At 44.4% G+C, this 19,871-nt stretch carries 20 protein-coding genes and 1 other annotated feature; of the genes, 18 read left to right on the top strand and 2 right to left on the bottom strand.

All coding sequences use genetic code 11. The annotated features are described in order from the left end of the window. Positions 1-5: 5 nt before the first annotated feature. The 14 genes from aroE to ahbB all read left to right on the top strand — a co-directional run bounded on the left by aroE (position 6) and on the right by ahbB (position 12,720). On the top strand, positions 6-857 hold the full coding sequence (gene aroE, locus BLS49_RS03585; RefSeq protein ID WP_091226923.1) for a shikimate dehydrogenase: 852 nt from the start codon (positions 6-8) through the stop codon (positions 855-857). A 36-nt stretch (positions 858-893) separates the two neighbouring features. Continuing rightward, entirely contained in the window at positions 894-1,184 is a 291-nt protein-coding gene (gene yhbY / locus BLS49_RS03580; RefSeq protein WP_091226774.1) for a ribosome assembly RNA-binding protein YhbY, read from the top strand. Positions 1,185-1,204: 20 nt separating this feature from the next. After that, complete coding sequence (locus tag BLS49_RS03575; protein ID WP_091226773.1) at positions 1,205-1,798, top strand: nicotinate-nucleotide adenylyltransferase; 594 nt, start codon at positions 1,205-1,207, stop codon at positions 1,796-1,798. After that, on the top strand, positions 1,782-2,381 hold the full coding sequence (yqeK, locus tag BLS49_RS03570) for a bis(5'-nucleosyl)-tetraphosphatase (symmetrical) YqeK (RefSeq protein ID WP_091226771.1): 600 nt from the start codon (positions 1,782-1,784) through the stop codon (positions 2,379-2,381). Before BLS49_RS03575 ends, yqeK begins: the two co-directional genes overlap by 17 nt. A 15-nt stretch (positions 2,382-2,396) precedes the next feature. Further along, the gene (gene rsfS, locus BLS49_RS03565) at positions 2,397-2,744 is read left to right on the top strand and encodes a ribosome silencing factor (protein WP_091226770.1); all 348 of its coding nucleotides are present in this window, start codon (positions 2,397-2,399) and stop codon (positions 2,742-2,744) included. Beyond that, complete coding sequence (locus tag BLS49_RS03560) at positions 2,741-3,640, top strand: CvfB family protein (RefSeq protein WP_091226768.1); 900 nt, start codon at positions 2,741-2,743, stop codon at positions 3,638-3,640. The genes rsfS and BLS49_RS03560 overlap by 4 nt, the downstream gene beginning before the upstream one ends. Positions 3,641-3,656: 16 nt before the next feature. Beyond that, positions 3,657-4,430, top strand: a complete 774-nt coding sequence (locus tag BLS49_RS03555; RefSeq protein WP_091226767.1) for a class I SAM-dependent DNA methyltransferase — start codon at positions 3,657-3,659, stop codon at positions 4,428-4,430. Positions 4,431-4,617: 187 nt separating this feature from the next. Then, entirely contained in the window at positions 4,618-6,324 is a 1,707-nt protein-coding gene (locus BLS49_RS03550) for a ribonuclease J (protein WP_175471287.1), read from the top strand. A gap of 134 nt (positions 6,325-6,458) precedes the next feature. Next, positions 6,459-7,859, top strand: coding sequence for a helix-turn-helix domain-containing protein (locus BLS49_RS03545; RefSeq protein ID WP_245742255.1), 1,401 nt, complete (start codon positions 6,459-6,461; stop codon positions 7,857-7,859). Positions 7,860-8,083: 224 nt separating this feature from the next. Further along, a complete protein-coding gene (locus BLS49_RS03540; RefSeq protein ID WP_245742254.1) occupies positions 8,084-9,436 on the top strand; it encodes a sodium-dependent transporter in 1,353 nt (450 codons plus the stop codon). Between the two features lie 130 nt (positions 9,437-9,566). After that, a complete protein-coding gene (locus tag BLS49_RS03535) occupies positions 9,567-10,742 on the top strand; it encodes a radical SAM/SPASM domain-containing protein (protein ID WP_091226765.1) in 1,176 nt (391 codons plus the stop codon). Between the two features lie 19 nt (positions 10,743-10,761). Then, on the top strand, positions 10,762-11,781 hold the full coding sequence (locus BLS49_RS03530) for a radical SAM/SPASM domain-containing protein (RefSeq protein WP_217640025.1): 1,020 nt from the start codon (positions 10,762-10,764) through the stop codon (positions 11,779-11,781). A 2-nt stretch (positions 11,782-11,783) separates the two neighbouring features. Continuing rightward, a complete protein-coding gene (ahbA, locus tag BLS49_RS03525; protein ID WP_175471286.1) occupies positions 11,784-12,293 on the top strand; it encodes a siroheme decarboxylase subunit alpha in 510 nt (169 codons plus the stop codon). Continuing rightward, positions 12,259-12,720, top strand: a complete 462-nt coding sequence (gene ahbB / locus BLS49_RS03520) for a siroheme decarboxylase subunit beta (RefSeq protein WP_139173093.1) — start codon at positions 12,259-12,261, stop codon at positions 12,718-12,720. The genes ahbA and ahbB overlap by 35 nt, the downstream gene beginning before the upstream one ends. 44 nt (positions 12,721-12,764) lie before the next feature. Here ahbB and BLS49_RS03515 read toward each other — a convergent pair whose 3' ends face one another. Then, positions 12,765-13,664 (bottom strand): SDR family oxidoreductase, encoded by a 900-nt coding sequence (locus BLS49_RS03515; RefSeq protein WP_091226759.1) that lies wholly within the window; start codon positions 13,662-13,664, stop codon positions 12,765-12,767. A gap of 125 nt (positions 13,665-13,789) precedes the next feature. Here BLS49_RS03515 and BLS49_RS03510 point away from each other — a divergent pair, with 125 nt between their 5' ends. The 3 genes from BLS49_RS03510 (at position 13,790) to leuS (ending at position 17,965) form a co-directional block, all read left to right on the top strand. Next, a complete protein-coding gene (locus BLS49_RS03510) occupies positions 13,790-14,704 on the top strand; it encodes an aminoglycoside phosphotransferase family protein (protein ID WP_091226758.1) in 915 nt (304 codons plus the stop codon). A 130-nt stretch (positions 14,705-14,834) separates the two neighbouring features. After that, complete coding sequence (locus tag BLS49_RS25705) at positions 14,835-14,918, top strand: putative holin-like toxin (RefSeq protein ID WP_220482666.1); 84 nt, start codon at positions 14,835-14,837, stop codon at positions 14,916-14,918. A gap of 264 nt (positions 14,919-15,182) precedes the next feature. Then, positions 15,183-15,443: a binding site (T-box leader), on the top strand. 77 nt (positions 15,444-15,520) lie between these two features. Then, positions 15,521-17,965, top strand: coding sequence for a leucine--tRNA ligase (leuS, locus tag BLS49_RS03505; RefSeq protein WP_091226757.1), 2,445 nt, complete (start codon positions 15,521-15,523; stop codon positions 17,963-17,965). Here leuS and comER read toward each other — a convergent pair. Further along, entirely contained in the window at positions 17,962-18,795 is an 834-nt protein-coding gene (gene comER / locus BLS49_RS03500) for a late competence protein ComER (RefSeq protein ID WP_091226755.1), read from the bottom strand. The genes leuS and comER overlap by 4 nt on opposite strands. 560 nt (positions 18,796-19,355) lie before the next feature. On the opposite strand from comER, the gene BLS49_RS03495 reads away from it, so the two are divergent. Next, complete coding sequence (locus tag BLS49_RS03495; protein WP_245742253.1) at positions 19,356-19,859, top strand: ComEA family DNA-binding protein; 504 nt, start codon at positions 19,356-19,358, stop codon at positions 19,857-19,859. Positions 19,860-19,871 lie beyond the last annotated feature (12 nt).

Here is a 19,871-nt window from a genome sequence, read left to right as displayed (position 1 = left end):
ATGTTATGAAAAAAGAGCTGAAGGATACTCATCTGCTGCTTGGTGTAATGGGAGACCCTATTCTGCATTCAAAATCACCGGCAATGCATATGGCGGCGCTTAAGGCGACGGGAGTTCCGGGAACGTATGTCCCACTGCACGTAACCAGGAATAATCTAAAGGATGCCATTCAAGGCGTTCGGGCGCTCGGATTTCGAGGGGTTAACGTAACGGTTCCCCATAAGGTGGAAGTTATGAAATATGTGGATGTCATTGATGAAGGAGCTCGTTATATAGGAGCCGTTAACACGATTGTCAATGACGAAGGAGTTTTGACAGGATATAATACGGATGGTATCGGTTATATCCGTTCATTAAAGGAAGAAGCCATTTCTGACCTAAGAGGTAAAAACGTGCTCGTACTCGGCTCTGGAGGAGCCGCACGTGGCGTTATATACGCACTCCTCAAAGAAGGACCTGGTAATGTGATCGTCGCAAATCGTACCTCAAGTAAAGCTGAGAAGCTGGCTCAGGAATGGAGCCAGCTAGGAAATATTAAGGGCTGCAGTATAGATAAAGTGCCTGATTATGTAGCAGGGGTCGATTTGTTGATCAATACGACATCTGTTGGCATGTATCCGGATATCGAGGCTTCTCCGATAAAGGCTGACCTTATTCCTGATGGCATTGTAGTGAGTGATCTAATCTATAATCCGCTTAAGACAGAATTATTGCGGCAGGCGGAAATGAAGGGCTGTGTCATCCATAATGGTCTGGGCATGTTCGTATACCAAGGCGGATATGCATTTGAATATTGGACAGGCCTTACAGCGCCGATTGATGCGATGAGAGAAGCTGTGTCTGGAAGCTTAAATTGAAGTGACTGAAAAAATGATAAGGGGTAATGAATTTACATGTTGACCGGTAAACAGAAAAGATATTTACGGAGTATGGCTCACAGCCTTCAACCTATTTTTCAAGTAGGTAAAGGCGGTACTAACGAGCATATGATTACTCAGATTTCGGAAGCATTGGAGCGGAGAGAGCTGATCAAAGTGTCCGTACTTAACAACAATCTCGATGATCTGAAGGAAATCGCGGAAGAGCTCGCCAAGGGTGCACGTGCTGAGCTTGTTCAATTGATCGGAAGAACGATTATTTTGTACAAAGAATCCCGCGAGTATAAGGAGATTGAGCTTCCTTAGCTTGATGGAGGGAATATATAATGAAGAAAGTCGGAATTATGGGAGGCGCTTTTGATCCGATCCACCTTGGTCATTTGCTTGCAGCTGAAGCTGCCCGGGAGCAATATCAGCTCGAAGAGGTATGGTTCATGCCTTCTCATATCCCTCCGCACAAGCATCAGGCAGGAGTAAGTGGACAGCAGAGACTGGAAATGGTAGCTGCTGCAACTGATCAGCACCCTGCTTTCAAAGCGATTGATATCGAGCTTCAAAGAGGCGGAGTTTCATATACGATCAATACTGTAAAGGAACTGCGTAAACAGTATCCTGACGTAGATTTATACTTTATCATTGGGGCCGATATGGTAAATTATTTGCCCAAATGGGAAGGTATCGAGGAATTGACTACGCTGCTTAAGTTCATCGGTCTACAACGGCCTGGCAGTTTTATGGAGCTTGATCTGCTGCCAACATCTATTCAGGAAGCGGTTAATCTCGCCGAGATGCCGCTGGTTGATATATCGTCCAGTCTGATTCGCAGACGTATTTCAGGAGGATTGTCTGTTCGATATATGGTGCCAGAAGTAGTGTATGAATATATGATAAGGAGCGGATTGTATGGTATACAGCCGTGAGGAACTGCTTGACATTGTTGCGGCCCAAATGCCAGCCAAACGCTGGGAGCATGTAAAAGGTGTTATGGAGACTTCCGTTATTTTAGCGACAAGATTCGGGGGAGATCCGGTAAAAGCAGATCTCGCCGCCCTTTTGCATGATTTGGCCAAGTTCTGGCCGATTGAGAAGCAGGAAGCAGTCATGATAGATAATGGATTGAATCCCGAACTGCTGGAATATGATAAACAGCTATTGCATGCTGAGGTTGGTGCTTTTATCGCCAAACGAGATTACGGTGTAGCGGATGAAGAGATTCTTGATGCTGTGCGATATCATACATCAGGGCGTGTGGGTATGACCAAGCTGGACAAAATCGTATGCTTGGCAGATTATATTGAACCGGGGAGATCATTTCCTGGAGTCGATACAATTCGTGAGCTGGCTGAACATCATCTGGAAGAAGCTTTGATAGCCGGATTTGATTCGACGATCACCTTCTTGCTGGAGAAACGAAAGCAAATTTTTCCGACTACGGTACTTTCTCGTAATGATTTGATCAGACAGCTTGGGCGGGACGTGAAACACATAAAAATGATTAACTAAACGGAGGTTGATTGAATGCCAGTATCACCTAATGAATTGATGAACCTTGCGGTAAGCGCTGCGGAAGATAAAAAGGCAATGAACATTGTAGCTCTTGATCTTAAGGAAGTATCATTAATAGCAGATTATTTCGTCATTTGCCACGGGAATTCCGACACCCAAGTTCAGGCCATTGCAACAGAAGTTCGCAAGCGTGCCCAGGAAGCAGGAACCGAAATCCGCGGGATTGAAGGAATGAATTCTGCACGCTGGGTGCTTATGGATCTTGGAGATGTTGTTGTTCATATATTCCATCGCGATGAGCGTGAATATTACAATATCGAGCGGTTATGGTCTGACGCTAAAGTTGTGGAGAACGTATGAGTCTTGTAGCAGGTACGATCGTAACCCTTCCAATTGATAGAGAAGTGTCGCCCTTTGGATATTTTCTAAGCGGGGGTACACAGGATATATTGCTTCACTACTCTGAGCTGACTTCTGAGGTGAAGCCTGGTGATATGGTTGAAGTATTCCTTTTTTTTGATACAGATGACCGGCTTGCGGCAACGATGAAGAAGCCGTATTTGACTCTGGGTCAGCTCGCTCTTCTGGAAGTTGCTGATGTTCATCCGCGTCTTGGCTGCTTTCTGGAGATGGGGCTTGGGCGTCAGTTGCTCCTTCCGATTCGTGAGCTTCCTGAATTAAGAGAGCTTCACCCGCAAGTAGGAGATCAAGTATTCGTTATTATGGAGCACGATAAGCAAGGTCGGCTGAAAGCGAAGCTTGCTGGAGAGCAGGAGCTTGCTACGTTAGCATTCCATGCTCCTTCGACATGGAAAAATGAATGGCTGGAAGCTATCGTGTATAAACCGCTGCAAATGGGTACATTTGTTGTGGTAGAAGGCGGAGTACTCGGCTTTGGCGCTATCGGTCTAATTCATTCCTCGGAACGTAGCCATCTGTTGCGATTGGGGGAGAGAGTTAAGGTTAGAGTATCGCATATTCGTGAGGATGGCAGAGTCAACCTGTCTATGGCTCAGCGTAAAGAAATCGGTCGCAATGAAGATTCTGACAAAATTTACGCCTATCTTGAGAGCCGACCTGGAGGCGGGATGCCTTATTCAGATCATACGGCTCCTGATTTGATCAAGCAGCGTTTTGGAATTAGCAAGGCAGCCTTCAAGCGTGCTCTTGGCAAGCTTATGAAGGAAGGCAAGATTATGCAAAAAGAAAACTGGACGTATTTGGCAAACTCGAAGGCTGAGGAGTCTGACAAATAGAAAGAGCGGTGACAACATGGCTTCCTATCGTAAATTTGCCTATGTATACGATGAACTGATGCAAGAAATGCCATATTCGGAATGGCTTACATTCGCTCATACAGCATGGGAGAAATACGGTATGCCGAATACAGTTGTGGACTTGGGCTGTGGAACAGGCAGTCTCTCGATTCCGCTTGCGAATGAAGGATTTCAAGTGACCGGAATCGACCTGTCCGGGGATATGCTGTCAGTGGCTCACCGTAAAATGGAAATGACCGCAAGTGGTACAAGGCTGCTTAGAGAAGGTGGCATTCGCTGGGTTCAGCAGGATATGACTGCATGGGGAATGCCGGAGCCAGTTGATGCGGTCATTTCCTTCTGCGATTGTCTGAACTATTTGCTGGAAGAAGAGGATATTCTTCGTACGTTCAAACGAACCTATGAAGGGCTTAATGATGGAGGCACTTTCTTGTTTGATGTTCATCATCCGAAAACTCTGCAGCGTTATGAAGAGGAACAGCCTTTCATTTGGGATGATGACTCGGTATCTTACATATGGACCTGTGAGTTTGATCCAAACAGAACGGAAATACAACATGATTTAACTATTTTTGCACGTGAGGAAGAGAACGGTCCTGATATATATCGGCGTTTCGAGGAGAGCCATGTTCAACGGGCTTACGATCCAGCTTGGATGAGAGAGGCACTTCTGAAGAGTGGATTTAAAGAAGTATTCTGTTACGCTGATTTTAAATGGGAAGAGCCGGATGAGGGTGCGACTAGATTATTTTACGTTGCCTTGAAGTAATACAGTTCAATAATTGTTACGATATGGCTGCGAATTCGGTTGCCCTGAGGTGGCCGTTTTTTTGTGTAATATGTTTAATGTATTCTTGTCCTATTCTCGTAAAAATTAAAATAGTTATTGTGATTAATATTAAGTATAATTGAAAATAGAGGAGTCCGTATTATTCGAGAGAGGATTATATCACATAATGAATGAAGTAGTTACTAAACAAGCAAGACCTTATCGCCGTCCAAGATCATCTCAGCCGCCAGTTCGTATTTTTTCGCTCGGGGGTATCGGAGAGATCGGCAAAAATATGTATGGTATTGAATTTAAAAATGAGATCGTTATCATCGATGCAGGGCTTAAATTTCCTGATTCAAAATTGTCGGGAATTGATTACATTATTCCGGATATTAGCTATTTGATACAAAATCAGCATAAAATTAAAGGTCTTTTTCTGACTCATGGTCATGAGGATCATATCGGAGCTCTTCCATTTGTACTTCGCCAGTTATCTGTGCCTGTATATGGAGGTCCGCTAACGATCGGTTTAGTTCGGGCTAAGCTGGAAGAGTACCGAATGCTTGGAGAAGTTCAGCTTCATGTATTCCAGGAGAATGATCGGTATGCTTTTAATCATCTGGCTGTCCATTTCTTTAGAACAACTCATAGCATTCCTGATGCATTTGGAATTGTTGTAGACACGCCATACGGGGCTGTAGTGCATACGGGGGATTTTAAGTTCGATTTTACACCAGAAGACAAACCGGCTGATCTGTTTAAAATGGCAGCAGTTGGAGGCAACGGAGTTTTGGCCCTTCTGGCGGATAGTACTAATAGTGAAAAAGAGGGATTCACTCCTTCGGATAGTCGTGTTGGCTACTCTATTTATGAAACCTTCCGGCATTGTGAAGGAAGAATTTTATTTGCTACATTTGCATCTAACGTTAACCGTCTCCAACAGGTGGTAGAGGCAGCTATTCTCTGTAGCCGCAAAATCGTCGTAATCGGCCGCAGTATGGAGCGAGTGTTTACAATTGGTCAAGAGCTTGGTTATATCCGTATCCCTGAGGGTATGTTGATTGACGTAAAACATATTGATCGATACGAGGATCATCAGATACTGATTCTGTGCACAGGCAGCCAAGGGGAGCCTAATGCAGCGCTTAGCCGCATTGCTTCAGGAGCCCATCGCTCTGTACAGATCTATCCCGGGGATACCGTTGTTTTCTCATCCTCTCCTATTCCGGGAAATGGCCCGAATGTGAATCGCAGCATCGATACACTAATGAGAGCAGGAGCTAATGTGCTTTATGGTCCTGCAGTAGGTATCCATGCATCTGGACATGGCTGTCGTGAAGATTTAAAGCTGATGCTGAGCTTTATCCGGCCTAAATATTTTATTCCGATTCACGGGGAATACCGTATGCTGCTAAGTCACAAGAAGCTTGCGGTTCAGACGGGTCTTAGTGAAGAAAATGTTTTCATGATGAATATCGGGGATACACTCTCGGTTTATCGCAGCCGTGCAAAAAAAGGAAGAGCGATTCCTGCAGGAGAGGTACTCGTCAGCAACGGCGAAATGCGCAGTAACGAGGATCAGTTAATGGAAGAAAGAGTGGAGCTTGCACAGGAAGGAATTGTTATCGTTGTAATGACGGTTAATGTGAAGACGCGGCAAATTTTGTCAGGACCGGATATTGTGACGAGGGGTTTTGTTTACATGCAGGATGCCAGACCTCTCCTTAGAAGAGCAGAGATGGTATTGCGTCGTAGTCTGACCAAGCTCGGAGAGAAAGAGGAGTATAGCAACGCTGCCTGGATCAGAGCTACACATAGAGTGATGCGTAGATATTTCCTTAAAGAAGTTGGCCGCACACCTCATATTATGCCATCGATTCTGGAAGTCTGATTTAAATAGGGACCTTACCTTAGGGGAAGGTTCCTATTTATTGTGATTATTAAAGGTATAATAATTAATTGACCACTTGTTCATAATTTCGTATAATGTGTAAAAATATAGGAGATCGATAGGGGGAGCCGCATATGATCAATCAGCGATCTTCGATCCGTTCAGTTTTACATCATGAGATTGAAGCAAGAGGATACACTTTACATAGCCTGTCTAACTTGACTGGAATAAATCGTGGAACGCTTAGTTCGATTCTTAATGGCAATCCTCCCAAGCCGATTTCAATTGGCCAGCTGGATCTCATGACAGAAGCACTGGAATTACATACAGGAGCCTTGTATCCGTTGTTTGTGGATGAATGTATAGAGAAGGATCAGCTGAATCGGCGACGGTTAAAGTCCTTTTTACTACGTTGTGCAGAACTCGGAGAAATGGATTGCATTAATAGAGTACTGGAAAAAATGCTGGAAGATCTGAACTATGTACCAACGATTTTTGCTATCGGGGAGCAGCTCTATGAGGAAGGATACAGGGAGGCATCTCTTGCTTTTTACAAGGCTGTAATTGAAAGCGAGAAGTACCAGCATTCCGAACGGCTGGCGATTAGTCAATATCGTCTGTTCCGCCTTTCGCTTGGGGAAGACACAGAGAAGAACATACAAGCTGCTATACGCTTTGAACCATATAGAAATCGGCTGCCTGAAGGCTACCATCTTGATGGTTTGCTGAATTTGGCTAATGTATATTACACACATGAAAAATGGAATGTAGTTGAAGTATTTGCAGATGAATTGCTAAGTCTGTCGCAGATGGTGTATCGTTCTCAAAACAATATGAAGGTTACTAATGAGGACCAGCTGCTATCGCTGGAAAGACATCTCGTTGTGTATTATGGCCAAGGCTACTTATTAAAAGGGGCAGCATTGGAGTTTCAAGGAAAATATATTGAAGCCCAACAATGTATTAAGGGATACTCCGACTTGAGCTGGTTTGAGGGACTGGATGAAATCGGTTATAAAGAGGTGCGAAAATTTAATATATGGGCAAAGGCGAACTGGTACAATATTGAACTATTATGCGGAAACAAGCATGTGCTCCCTGAGTACATAGAGTTTCTCAAAAACTATCCCTTTGAAATTTTGCCCAGCATGACAACTATTGTAAAGGCTGCGAATATTCATTCTTTTTCAGTCGATGATTGTTTGCAGGAATTTCAGATTGATCATCAATTATTTAACCAAATCAATAACTATTACGTTTCTCTAGTTAATAAGAATCACTATTTAGAATTATGTTATTATTTAGGGATTTATTGTATGAAAAAGAAGGATTATGCCAAAGCTTTATCGAACATATTATCCAGTCTTAGATTCGCTGTTTCTCTAAACAACAAAGACTATTTCATGAAAAATGTTGCTTTGTTCGAACATCATAGGTACCTAGCTTCAAGTGATCAGTTGCTTGAGTACGATTTTTTGATGAAGGAGGTGTTGGAGGGTGAAGAAGTGGATCTTGGCATTTGTGCTCATTGTTAGTTTGGGGTCAGGCTTAGCAGGCTACTCCGGAGGAGCGCAGGTGATAACTCCTTACACAAATGGAGTTGGAGGATAATATTTTAAGTCACGTGGAAGCCGATTTATGCAAGGGAAATTCCTTGGCATAGGTCGGCTTTTGCTTTCTATAGCAAAATGCATAGTACAAATAATATAAAGAGATAATATGGAATATACGTATTTATGTGAACTGTGGAGGGGTTATTTTGAAACAAAATAAAGAAAATGCAAATCCTGGTTCAGGGAAAGGAGAGCGTTTCTCTTCATCCGGCTTTATACTAGCTGCAATAGGGAGTGCTGTAGGTCTTGGTAATATGTGGAAGTTCCCGTATATTACAGGACAAAATGGAGGTGCTGCCTTTTTTCTTCTTTTTATTATTTGTTTAATTATAGTAGGGCTGCCCGTGTTAATGGCAGAGTTAGCCATTGGTCGCGGGGGACGAGGGAATGCTTCTACTTCCTTTTTCAAAATAGGTGGAAATCGTACCTTTGGACGGCTTGGACTATTATCTGTCATTGCACCGACTTTGATTTTGTCCTTCTATTCGATCGTAGCCGGCTGGACATTGCATTATGCAGTGCAAACTTTTAGTGGAAAGCTGTTTACTGGAGGGGATTTTAGTGAACAGTTCAACGACTTTACCTCAGGCTATATGTCCATTGTTTGGACCTTTGTTGTAATGGTTTGTACGTGTGCAGTTATCATTAAAGGGGTATCATCAGGAATTGAGAAATTTAATAAAATATTAATTCCTGGCATGCTGATTCTGCTTATCGTATTAATGATCCGTGCGCTAACTCTTCCTGGTGCGGGTGAAGGTGCATCCTTCTTTTTGCGTCCGGATTTTTCCAAGCTTAGTGCTGAAGCTGCGCTTGTTGCTCTGGGTCACGCTTTTTTCTCGTTATCACTAGGTATGGGAACAATGATTACATATGGCTCGTATGTTGAACGTAAGCAGTCTCTCGGGGCAGCCACTTTTGCCATTGGTGGTGGAGATCTCCTCTACGCATTTATAGCGGGTCTCATTATTTTCCCGACAACCTTCTCCTTCGGGATTGATGCGGGACAAGGGCCAGGTCTCGTATTTGTGGCGCTACCTGCTGCGTTCTCTGCCATGCCGTTTGGTTCCTTGTTCGGGGGACTATTTTTTGTGCTGCTGGCCATTGCTGCCCTAACATCTACTGTATCCTTACTTGAGGTTCCGGTAGCCTTTACGATGGAACGTTGGGGATGGTCGAGAAAAAAAGCTGCTTGCATACTTGCTGCACTGATTTTTGTGCTTAGCATACCGTCCTTGCTGTCACTCGGTTTAGTACCTGAGCTGAAGATTGCAAACAAAGGCTTTTTCGACTTTATGGATTTTGTAGCTTCAAATATACTGCTTCCACTTGGAGGGTTAATTGTTACGATCTTTGTAGGGTATTTCTGGAAAAACGTTGCAGAAGAGGTGGGCTTGAAATCAGCCTGGTTCCGGATTTGGTTGTTCATGCTGCGATATGTAGCTCCAATTTTGATTGCTTTGATCTTCTTGTATTCATCCGGATTATTAAAATTATGATGGATTAGTTAAGCCTTGGTTGACACACAAAAATACAGTTAGCATAATAGCTGACTGTATTTTATTTTGTGTATTTTTTCACAAATAATGAAAAGAATAGTATACATTAACTGTGAAAAGAGGAAATGGAATGATAAACGTCACGAAGTTGCTCACAGGAATAGAAGGTGAGGGAGATCACCTGCGTTATAGTATGGCTGCCGGGGAGAAACATCACGGAGTGTCGGTAGGTCAAGGACCTGTCGTCGTCTGGAATGCGACAAGGGCCTGCAATTTGAACTGTCGCCATTGCTATGCTGATGCTTGTCCTTCAAAGGATTCTGGGGAGTTATCGACTCGGGAAGCTATGAGTTTTATAGAAGATCTGGCAGGCTTTCACGTACCTGTATTGCTGTTGTCTGGTGGTGAGCCTCTTATGCGGGACGATATTATTGAGCTAATCTCTTTCGCCGCCAGCAAAGGATTGCGACCAGTACTTTCGACTAACGGCACTTTGATTACATTAGATAAGGCAAAGCAACTGAAGCAGGCCGGGGTGAAATACGCAGGGGTTAGCTTAGATGGACTTGGAACACGACATGATCTTTTTCGCGGACGAAGCGGGGCTTATGAACGGGCGTTGAAAGGAATACGCAATTGTCAGAGTGTCGGCCTGAAGGTAGGCCTGCGGTTCACAATAAGCAAGAATACATACGATGATCTTGACGAGATTCTGGATTTGATAGAGCGCGAAAATATTACACGGGCTTGTTTTTATCATCTGGTCTATTCAGGGCGTGGCAGCATCCTGCAGCAGGAGGATGTAACACGTGAACAGTCGCGAAGGGCGATTGACAAAATCATTACTAAAACTTTGGAGCTTCATAATGGGGGAAAACGTGTAGAACTGCTGACCGTTGATAATCATGCAGATGGCGTGTATTTGTATCAGTGGATGAAGGAGCGCGATCCTGAACGAGCGGCTCTCATGCTGGATTTACTTCAGCGCAACGGTGGCAATCGCTCAGGATTAGCTATCGGATGTGTCGATTGGCATGGGCGCGTCTATCCTGACCAATTCACTAGAGATATCGAAATTGGAAATATTCGTGATCGAAAGTTCAGCGACATCTGGAGGGAGGCAGCTCATCCTGTTATGGCTGGACTACGTGACAGGAGGGACTTATTGAAGGGGCGGTGTCAGCAGTGTGGATGGCTCGATATTTGCAACGGAAATTTTCGAGCGCGGGCAGCAGCAGCTTCTGGTGACTTCTGGGCATCAGATCCCTCTTGTTATTTGAGCGATAAGGAGATCGGTATCCTGTAAATCATCTTGGGAGGTCTAAATGATGCTTATTTCCTGGAATGTGACCAAAAGATGCAACTTGTATTGTGAACACTGCTACCGCGATTCCGGGCCCGATGCTTCGGTTGAAGGGCAATTGAATACAGAAGAGGGCTACCGTCTGATAGACCAGATTCATACCGCCGGATTTCGGCTTCTCATTTTTAGCGGTGGAGAACCGCTTATTCGAGATGATCTGAGCGATTTGATTCGCTATGCCTCTGACAGAGGGCTACGCTCGGCAATGGGAAGCAATGGTACGCTGCTTACAGCCGATAAAGCCCGTGAGTTGAAGGATGCTGGTCTGTCCGGTGTTGCCATTAGTATTGACAGCGCAGATCCATCATCACACAACAGGTTCAGAAATGCGGCTGATGGATGGGAAAAAGCAGTAGAGGGTATCCGTTATGCACAGCAGGCGGGCCTGAAGGTACAAATCAACATGACACTGAAAGAGGATAATGTAGACGATTTTGAACAGGTCGCGCAGCTTGCAGAGGAATTAAGTGTATCATCCCTGCACCCGTTTTTTCTCGTTCCGACAGGTCGAGCAGTTCATATTGAAGAAGATGCTTTGAAGCATGAGCATTATTTCTCGGTGCTCCGAAGTGTGCTTAAGAAACAGCGGGATACAGAAATCGAGATCAAGCCCACTTGTGCTCCCCAGTTTATGCCGCTTGCCAAAAGCATGAATATCGAAATGCGCTATACACGAGGATGTCTGGCCGGCGTTGCATATTGCTCGGTGCTGCCGGATGGAGATGTGCATATTTGTCCGTATTTGCCCGTTAAAGTCGGCAATGTCCGAGATATGCCTTTTGATGAAATATGGCGAGATAGTTCTGTCTTTCAGGATTTGCGAAATTTCAAGAAATACGAAGGGGCTTGTGGTTCTTGCTCCGATATTAAGACTTGCGGTGGCTGCAGGGCTCGATCTTTTTATTATAGTGGTGGCAACTATTTAGCGGAAGAACCGTGGTGTCACAAAAGACCACTGAAACAAAATGTGAGGGAGGGTTAAGGGTGGAACTGGATGCGAAGGATCGGACATTGATTAACCGTCTACAGGAGGGTCTTCCTTTTGTGGAGCAGCCTTGGCAAGAGATTGCGAATGAACTTGGGATGATGCCAGAGGAAGTACTGCTAAGACTGGGACGACTCAAGCAGGAAGGGATGATCAGGCGTCTTGGAGGAGTTTTTAATCCATCTCGTCTTGGATACTCAGGTAGATTATATGCCCTTGAAGTGAAGGAGGAGCTATTTTATGCCACTGCTGAAGTAGTGAATAGTAATAAAGGTGTAACACATAATTACCGTCGTCGATGCAGATTAAATATGTGGTTTACGTTATCAACGAGGACTGAAGAGGAACGAATTGGAATTCTGAGCTCGATTCAGGAAGCAGCCGGCGGGATACATATTTATGAATTTCCGGCCGAGAAATTATTTAAGCTCAAAGTGTTTATGAATATGGAAAAGGAACGAGGGACAGAACGGAATGACAGACGATACGGACCTGAGGATTATTCGTGAATTGCAGGGGGAAATGCCGTTGTCTCCCGATCCTTATGGGGAACTGGCATGTAAAGCAGGCTGTACGGTTGAAGAACTGCTGCTTCGGCTAACAAGAATGCGGACGGACGGATCACTCAAAAGAATTGGAGCTATTCTGAGGCACAGAAACAGCGGTTTTAATGCGAATGGTCTGTTAGTTTGCGTACTTGCAGAGGAGAAGATCGAGGAAGCTGGGCTTACATTAGCTGGTTATCCTGAAGTCAGCCATTGTTATCGTCGACTAGCTTATCGAGATTGGCCGTATAATTTATACGCTATGATTCATGGACATTCGGAATCAGAAGTGCTTCAAATCGTGAATCGGTTTGTCCGTGAGCAAGCTGTTGAGATCTACGATACGCTTTTTAGTACAGAGGAGCTTAAAAAGAGTAGCTTCTCACTTTAAACTATGAAAGCAGCTCACCATGACGGGGCTGCTTTCGTGTCTGATCAGGTTTCCGTCTGAATTCCACCATTAACATGAAGCACCTGCCCTGTCACGAAGGAGGAATCGTCGGACGCCAAATAAATGTACGTTGGGGCTAGCTCAAATGGCTGACCCGCTCTTTTCATTGGTGTATCGGATCCAAAGGTTTTTACGTATTCGGCTGGATAGCTGGATACAGTTAACGGTGTCCAAATTGGACCGGGAGCTACGGCATTTACTCTTATCTCCTTACTTACCAGCTGTAATGCCAAGGAGCGGGTAAAGGATACAACAGCCCCTTTAGTTGATGAATAATCAACTAGCAGAGGAGCCCCAGCATAGGCTGTAACGGAAGCTGTGCTTATAATCGTACTGCCAGGACAAAGATGAGGGAGCGCGGCTTTAGTTAAGTAGAAGTGAGGGAAAATGTTCGTACGGTAAGTATCCTCCAACTGCTCATTGCTGATGTCCATGATGCTTGGCTGAGGGAATTGAACTCCTTGATTAAGGACTAGAACATTTATTTTGCCGTAGCATTGCAGTGTTCTGTTAACAATTTCAGTGGAAAATTCAGGCCGACGAAGGTCCCCTTCAATCAAAAGACAACGTCCTCCGTAGCACTCTACCATTCGTTTGGTATCAGTTGCATCTTTTCGCTCGTACAAATATACTATGGCTACGTCTGCCCCTTCTTTAGCGAATCCGATAGCAACTGCACGACCGATACCGCTGTCGCCGCCAGTAATAATAGCTACTTTTCCGGCAAGCTTGCCGCTTCCCTTATACTCCGGATTATCAGAGATCGGGACAGGGTTCATTTTATATTCAAGTCCTGGCTGCAAATCCTGATGCTGTGGCGGAAAAGTAATAGGAACCCGCTTGCATTGTACTTCTTCACTGTAATAAGGATATTTCGGAATCATTAAATAATCCTCCATGTACTTTTATCTTATGCAGGATATTCACCTAGTTCCAGAAATGAAACATGGACCAGAGAGAAATTGGAATTAAGTCAATGTAACAATAAGAGAGGGAAGGTGCTGTTTTAGTGATTCACTTTGTTAGCGAGATACCGGGAGCCGGCACGTGGAGAACGATGGAAGAGATTCGACAGGGCTGGTCAAGAGATAAAAAATACTATATTGAAGCTGCTGATGGTAGAGCGATGCTGCTGCGAATGTCCGACATTTCCCGTTATGATCGCAGTAAATTAGAATTTGAATCGGTAAAAAAGCTTGATAACATGGACATTTTAATGTCACGCCCTATCGATTTTGGAGTTTGCAATCAAGGCCGATCAGTATATTCCTTGTTTACTTGGGTAGAAGGTGAGGATGCCAGAGACGCAATTCCCAGGTTAAGCTCACAGGATCAATATCTTCTTGGAATTGAAGCTGGAAAAGCACTGAGATCAATTCATGAAATCGTCGGGGGCAGCTCTCATGCCTCTTGGGCAGAATACTATAATTCAAAAATAGATAGATACATACAAAACTATCAAGCTTGCGGAATTCATATAGAAGGAGCTGAAGCGATACTCCGTTATATTGAAGAGAACCGCTACTTGCTTGAGGGACGTCCAATGTCGCTGCAGCATGGGGACTATCATGTCGGTAATATGATCATAACAGGTACAAAAGAGCTTGGAATCATTGATTTTAACAGGCTGGACTTTGGCGATCCGTGGGAGGAGTTTAACCGTATTACTTGGTGCTCCGAGATCAGCGGTTATTTTGCATCGGGACGGATTAACGGTTATTTTAACGATGATGTTCCTGACGCTTTTTTCAGATTAATGGCCTTATATATCGCGAGTAACCAGATCAGCTCCGTGCATTGGGCAATTCCTTTCGGAGAGGAGCAGATCGATATCATGCTGGATCAGGCAAAGGATATTTTCAACGAATATAATGGTTTTCGATCCCATATACCGAGTTGGTATCTAGCAAAGGCTAATCTTTGAACAGTAAAATAATGTGAGCATTGGAATTCAATTAACTACCATATATTTCAAATTATGATATAATTAATCGAGTAATAGAATAGGCTTGCAAGGGCGGTCGGCTAGTCTCCCGGAAGGGAGGTGATGCCTGATGGAAGTATTTCAAACACTAACGCTTATGATCTCATTTGCGTCTTTAGTTGTTCTTATACTTTCTTTCCATAATAAAAAGTAGACCGCCCTCTCACTAAGGTATTCGGTCTACTTTTTGTCCATTATCCTTTTGTTGCAGCCACCGCCCTTAAGAGCGGCTATTACTGGGGAGTCATGTTAGCGCATGGCTCCTTCTTCTTCTTATTTACGGCAATTATAACACATTTAGGATAGTTAAGCATATCCAAACATGTGCTCGGGTTCATTTGCAATGGTTTAGGTTAGGTCTCGCCATTGACTTTTATAGTCACAGTTTTATATAATGGTTGGTGATTTAAAATGAATATATTGAACTTTGATGAGGATTATTAGTTTGGAATCAACCATTCAGAGAGCCGGCGGTTGCTGCAAGCCGGTTGGAGATGACAAATGAACTCGCCTCGGAGTTATGATGCAAACCGGCCTTTGGCCGCAGCACCGGATCATACCGGACTGAATGTGTAACATCATCGTCTTACCTGCGTTAAAGGTGTAAAGGGAGCGGAAGGCAAAGCATGTCTGACGCTAACTAGGGTGGTACCACGGGAAACTTCCTCTCGTCCCTAGCGATGATACGCTATGGATCGAGAGGTTTTTTTTATTATCAGAAAGTATAACAGGTTGTTAAGAGGAGGATTTAACATTATGGCGGATAAAAACAATGCGCATCATGATTTTTATCAAGCCGGAGCTATTGAACCAAAATGGCAGGCTTATTGGGATGAACACCAAACTTTTAAAACTCGCGAAGTACCAGGAACACCAAAATTTTATGCCCTCGATATGTTTCCATATCCATCAGGAGCAGGTCTTCACGTAGGACATCCGGAGGGGTACACAGCGACAGATATTGTGTCACGCTACAAACGGATGCGCGGATACAATGTACTCCATCCAATGGGTTGGGATGCCTTTGGTTTGCCTGCGGAACAGCACGCTCTTGATACTGGGGAGCATCCACGCGACATCACTGTTAAGAACATTAACAATTTCCGCCGTCAGATTAAATCACTGGGCTTCTCCTATGATTGGGATCGTGAAGTCAGCACGACTGATCCGGAATATTATAAATGGACACAATGGATTTTCATTCAGCTCTATAAGAAGGGGCTGGCTTATGTAGCTGAAGTTCCTGTTAACTGGTGTCCTGCACTGGGAACAGTGCTTGCCAATGAAGAAGTTATTGACGGCTTGAGTGAACGCGGAGGACATCCGGTTATTCGCAAGCCGATGCGTCAATGGATTCTGAAAATAACGGAATATGCTGACCGTTTGCTCGATGATTTGGAGGAGCTTGACTGGTCCGAGAGCATTAAAGATATGCAGCGCAACTGGATTGGCAAGTCTGAGGGTGCTGAAGTTGTCTTTGCTATTGAAGGACATGAAGATAGCCTTAAGGTGTTTACAACGCGTCCAGACACATTGTTTGGCGCTAGCTATGCCGTACTTGCACCTGAGCATGAACTTGTTGCGAAAATTACAACTGAAGCCCAACGTGAAGCTGTGAAGGGATATCAGGATCAAGCTGCCCGCAAAAGTGATTTGGAGCGTACGGATCTTGCAAAAGAAAAAACAGGAGTTTTTACAGGTGCATACGCGATTAACCCGGTGAACGGCGCTAAAGTGCCAATCTGGATCGCTGATTATGTACTTGCTGGATATGGTACTGGGGCGATTATGGCGGTTCCTGGTCATGATGAGCGCGACTATGAATTTGCCAAACAATTTAATTTGCCGATTATTGAAGTAGTTGCAGGCGGCGATCTTTCCAAAGAAGTCTATTCCGGAGACGGCCCTCACGTAAATTCCGAGTTTTTGAATGGTCTTCGTAATGAAGAAGCGATCAAGAAAATGATTGCATGGCTTGAAGAAAACGGGAAAGGCCAAGGAAAAATCACTTATCGTCTGCGCGACTGGCTGTTCAGTCGTCAACGCTACTGGGGCGAGCCAATTCCGATTTTGCATCTGGAAGATGGCTCAATGAAGCCAGTTCCTGAGGATCAGCTTCCACTTTTGCTGCCAGAAGTCGATCATATTAAGCCATCGGGTACGGGTGAATCTCCACTTGCAAACGTAACTGAATGGGTAAATACGACCGATCCGGAAACCGGACTTCCAGCACGTCGTGAGACAAACACCATGCCGCAATGGGCAGGAAGCTGCTGGTACTATCTACGTTACATTGATCCACACAATGATCAAGAGCTGTGCTCCAAAGAAAAGCAGCAGGAGTGGCTTCCGGTTGATCTCTATATTGGTGGAGCAGAGCATGCGGTATTGCACTTGCTGTACGCACGTTTTTGGCATAAGGTTCTGTATGATCTTGGTGTTGTGTCAACTAAGGAACCGTTCCATAAGCTGGTTAACCAAGGCATGATCCTCGGTACTAATAACGAGAAAATGAGTAAATCTCGTGGCAATGTCATTAATCCGGATGAAATTGTTAATGAATATGGCGCCGATACACTTCGTGTATACGAAATGTTCATGGGGCCGCTTGAAGCAACCAAACCTTGGAATGCTAACGGTGTAGAAGGAACTCACCGTTTCTTGTCCCGTGTATGGCGTCTGTTCGTAGGTGAAAATGGCAAGCTGAATGATAAAATCGCTGATCAAGGCGGCAGTGATGATTTCAAACGCACATGGCACAAGACGATTAAGAAAGTGACCGAGGATTTTGAGGCACTGCGCTTTAACACTGCGATTAGCCAGCTGATGATCTTCATTAACGAAGCTTATAAAACAGATGTTTTACCAAAAGCTGCTGCAGAAAACTTTGTTCAAATGCTGTCCCCGCTTGCTCCTCATATTGCTGAAGAATTGTGGGAGCGTCTCGGTCACAAGGACAGTGTGACTTATGAGCCATGGCCAGCTTATGAAGAGGCTTGGACAATTGATTCTGAAGTAGAGATCGTCGTACAAGTCAACGGTAAGATTGTTGATCGGACGAAAATCTCTAAGGATCTTGATCAGGCAGCGATGCAGGAGCATAGCATGAATCTGCCAAACGTGAAGCAAGCTGTTGAAGGTAAAACTATTCGTAAAGTCGTTGCAGTACCTGGCAAACTTGTGAATATCGTAGTAGGTTAATTGGAGCTGTCTACGGGAAATAAGTGACTCAGTTTGTTAAGATCCTCATCATATTTATCGTGTGTTGCTCGAATTAGACTGGAGAATACGCCCTGAAGACTGCTGCTCAATACGGTGATCCCTTCGGCTGTAACGCCACCGGGGACAGCAACCCGTCTCTGCAGTTCTTCAGGCGTAAATCCGCCTTCGGTTAAGAGCTTTCCTGTACCAAGGAGCATTTCAGCTCCGAGGCGGAGGGCATTTTGCTCGCTAATATCGGTAAGCTCTGCTGCGGATTTCGCCCATTGCTGGAGAATGAAAGATATGAAAGCCGGCCCACAGCTCGAAATATCGGATGCAATCCTTACCTGGGTTTCCCAAATGATCGTAGGAATGCTGATGGAGGACATCAATTGCTCTAGTAGAAGACGGTCTTCCGATTGAATTCGATCACCGTAAATACAGAGTGAGGCACCGCTATGAACCGAGTGAGTAACGCTTGGAATTATTTTTGCAATTTTGGCGGGTAATTGCTGTTCCAGAACTTCAATTTGGACGGGACTCGTAATAGATACTATGATAGTTTTTTCACTTACTGCTTCTCGAATTTCAGAGAGGACAACCGGATAGTCCAGCGGCTTAACACACAGAAATACAATATGGCTCCCACGAGCGACATCGGCATTACTGCCAGAGACACTAATACCGGGATGACGCCGGGCCAGGAGCTCTGATTTATGTGATGATCGGTTGCTGACATGGATGTTATGCGGGTGCAGAGCACCGGAACGCAGGAAAGCCTCAATGAGCAAGCTACCCATTGATCCTGTTCCAATAAAGGCAACTTTCATCCCGTTCTCCCCTTCCTTAAAGGTTGTTTAAAAAGTCATCTTTTGATCACGAAGAGATACTGAAAGCAAATTCGGCATCGAATCTTGAATTCAGCCGGGCTTCCGGTGCTCACGTACCAACAACGTACGCTCCGCTCCTCAGCCCCTGGCTTCATTCAATCTTCTCGGTGCTGAAAACCTGACTTTTTAAACTTGTATGGAAGAAAAAAGGTTGTTTAAAAAGTCATCTTTTGATCACGAAGAGATACTGAAAGCAAATTCGGCATCGAATCTTGAATTCAGCCGGGCCTTCCGGTGCTCACGTACCAACAACGTACGCTCCGCTCCTCAGTCCCTGGCTTCATTCAATCTTCTCGGTGCTGAAAACCTGACTTTTTAAACTTGTATGGAAGAAAAGGTTTTTTTAAAAGTCATCTTTTGATCACGAAGAGATACTGGAAATGCATCGGCATCGAATCTTGAATAACTCTAATAAATTTTTATCTTTATCAGTGTATGCATCTTGGCAGGATCTTCATGACCTATTGTGGATAGATTCTTTTGAGATAGGGGAGAACAGGGTGAAAAAGGAGTTTGTTATTACTTCCGTAGTTTCAGCTATGATCGGGGCAGGATTGATGTTGTTTGCTATCGGAGGCGCTCGCTCTTCCGGTATTGAGGGATGGACACCAATTACTGAAAAAGTAGCTGCATCTATTCAAAACGTGGCAGAGAGTGTAAGTGAAGAAACAAAGACAGACAAGAAAGCTGCCCGGGCAGACAATGAGGTTAGTAATGAAGCAAATAAATCTATTGCTACTGACGCGGCTGTCATTCCTGACATCGAGGGCAGTGCGAACGAAAAAGCATCAGCAGGAGCTAATGCTTCCGATGGGTTAATTCACATTAATTCTGCGGGGCTCAAAGAGCTTCAAAATATCCCCGGAATCGGAGAGAAGAAAGCGCAGGCTATTTTGGATTATCGTAACCAACATGGAGCATTCTCTAATATAAATGATCTGACGAAGGTCAAAGGAATCGGAGATAAAATGCTCCAAAAAATGAAGCCTCATATCGGGCTGTAAGAATAGGAGACA

The sequence above is a fragment of the Fontibacillus panacisegetis genome (genome assembly GCF_900102215.1).
GTDB classification, from domain to species: Bacteria; Bacillota; Bacilli; order Paenibacillales; family Paenibacillaceae; genus Fontibacillus; species Fontibacillus panacisegetis.
This window is presented reverse-complemented; position numbering and strand designations above follow the sequence as displayed.

Excerpts from the sequence above, each read along its gene's own strand:
- yhbY (WP_091226774.1), top strand. The coding sequence starts at position 894 with ATGTTGACCGGTAAACAGAAAAGATATTTACGGAGTATGGCTCACAGC.
- BLS49_RS03550 (WP_175471287.1), top strand. The coding sequence starts at position 4,618 with ATGAATGAAGTAGTTACTAAACAAGCAAGACCTTATCGCCGTCCAAGA.
- BLS49_RS25705 (WP_220482666.1), top strand. The coding sequence starts at position 14,835 with ATGGAAGTATTTCAAACACTAACGCTTATGATCTCATTTGCGTCTTTA.
- leuS (WP_091226757.1), top strand. The coding sequence starts at position 15,521 with ATGGCGGATAAAAACAATGCGCATCATGATTTTTATCAAGCCGGAGCT.
- ahbB (WP_139173093.1), top strand. The coding sequence starts at position 12,259 with ATGACAGACGATACGGACCTGAGGATTATTCGTGAATTGCAGGGGGAA.
- BLS49_RS03530 (WP_217640025.1), top strand. The coding sequence starts at position 10,762 with ATGATGCTTATTTCCTGGAATGTGACCAAAAGATGCAACTTGTATTGT.
- BLS49_RS03545 (WP_245742255.1), top strand. The coding sequence starts at position 6,459 with ATGATCAATCAGCGATCTTCGATCCGTTCAGTTTTACATCATGAGATT.
- comER (WP_091226755.1), bottom strand. The coding sequence starts at position 18,795 with ATGAAAGTTGCCTTTATTGGAACAGGATCAATGGGTAGCTTGCTCATT.
- BLS49_RS03515 (WP_091226759.1), bottom strand. The coding sequence starts at position 13,664 with ATGATTCCGAAATATCCTTATTACAGTGAAGAAGTACAATGCAAGCGG.
- BLS49_RS03560 (WP_091226768.1), top strand. The coding sequence starts at position 2,741 with ATGAGTCTTGTAGCAGGTACGATCGTAACCCTTCCAATTGATAGAGAA.
- BLS49_RS03555 (WP_091226767.1), top strand. The coding sequence starts at position 3,657 with ATGGCTTCCTATCGTAAATTTGCCTATGTATACGATGAACTGATGCAA.
- aroE (WP_091226923.1), top strand. The coding sequence starts at position 6 with ATGAAAAAAGAGCTGAAGGATACTCATCTGCTGCTTGGTGTAATGGGA.
- rsfS (WP_091226770.1), top strand. The coding sequence starts at position 2,397 with ATGCCAGTATCACCTAATGAATTGATGAACCTTGCGGTAAGCGCTGCG.
- BLS49_RS03535 (WP_091226765.1), top strand. The coding sequence starts at position 9,567 with ATGATAAACGTCACGAAGTTGCTCACAGGAATAGAAGGTGAGGGAGAT.
- yqeK (WP_091226771.1), top strand. The coding sequence starts at position 1,782 with ATGGTATACAGCCGTGAGGAACTGCTTGACATTGTTGCGGCCCAAATG.
- BLS49_RS03575 (WP_091226773.1), top strand. The coding sequence starts at position 1,205 with ATGAAGAAAGTCGGAATTATGGGAGGCGCTTTTGATCCGATCCACCTT.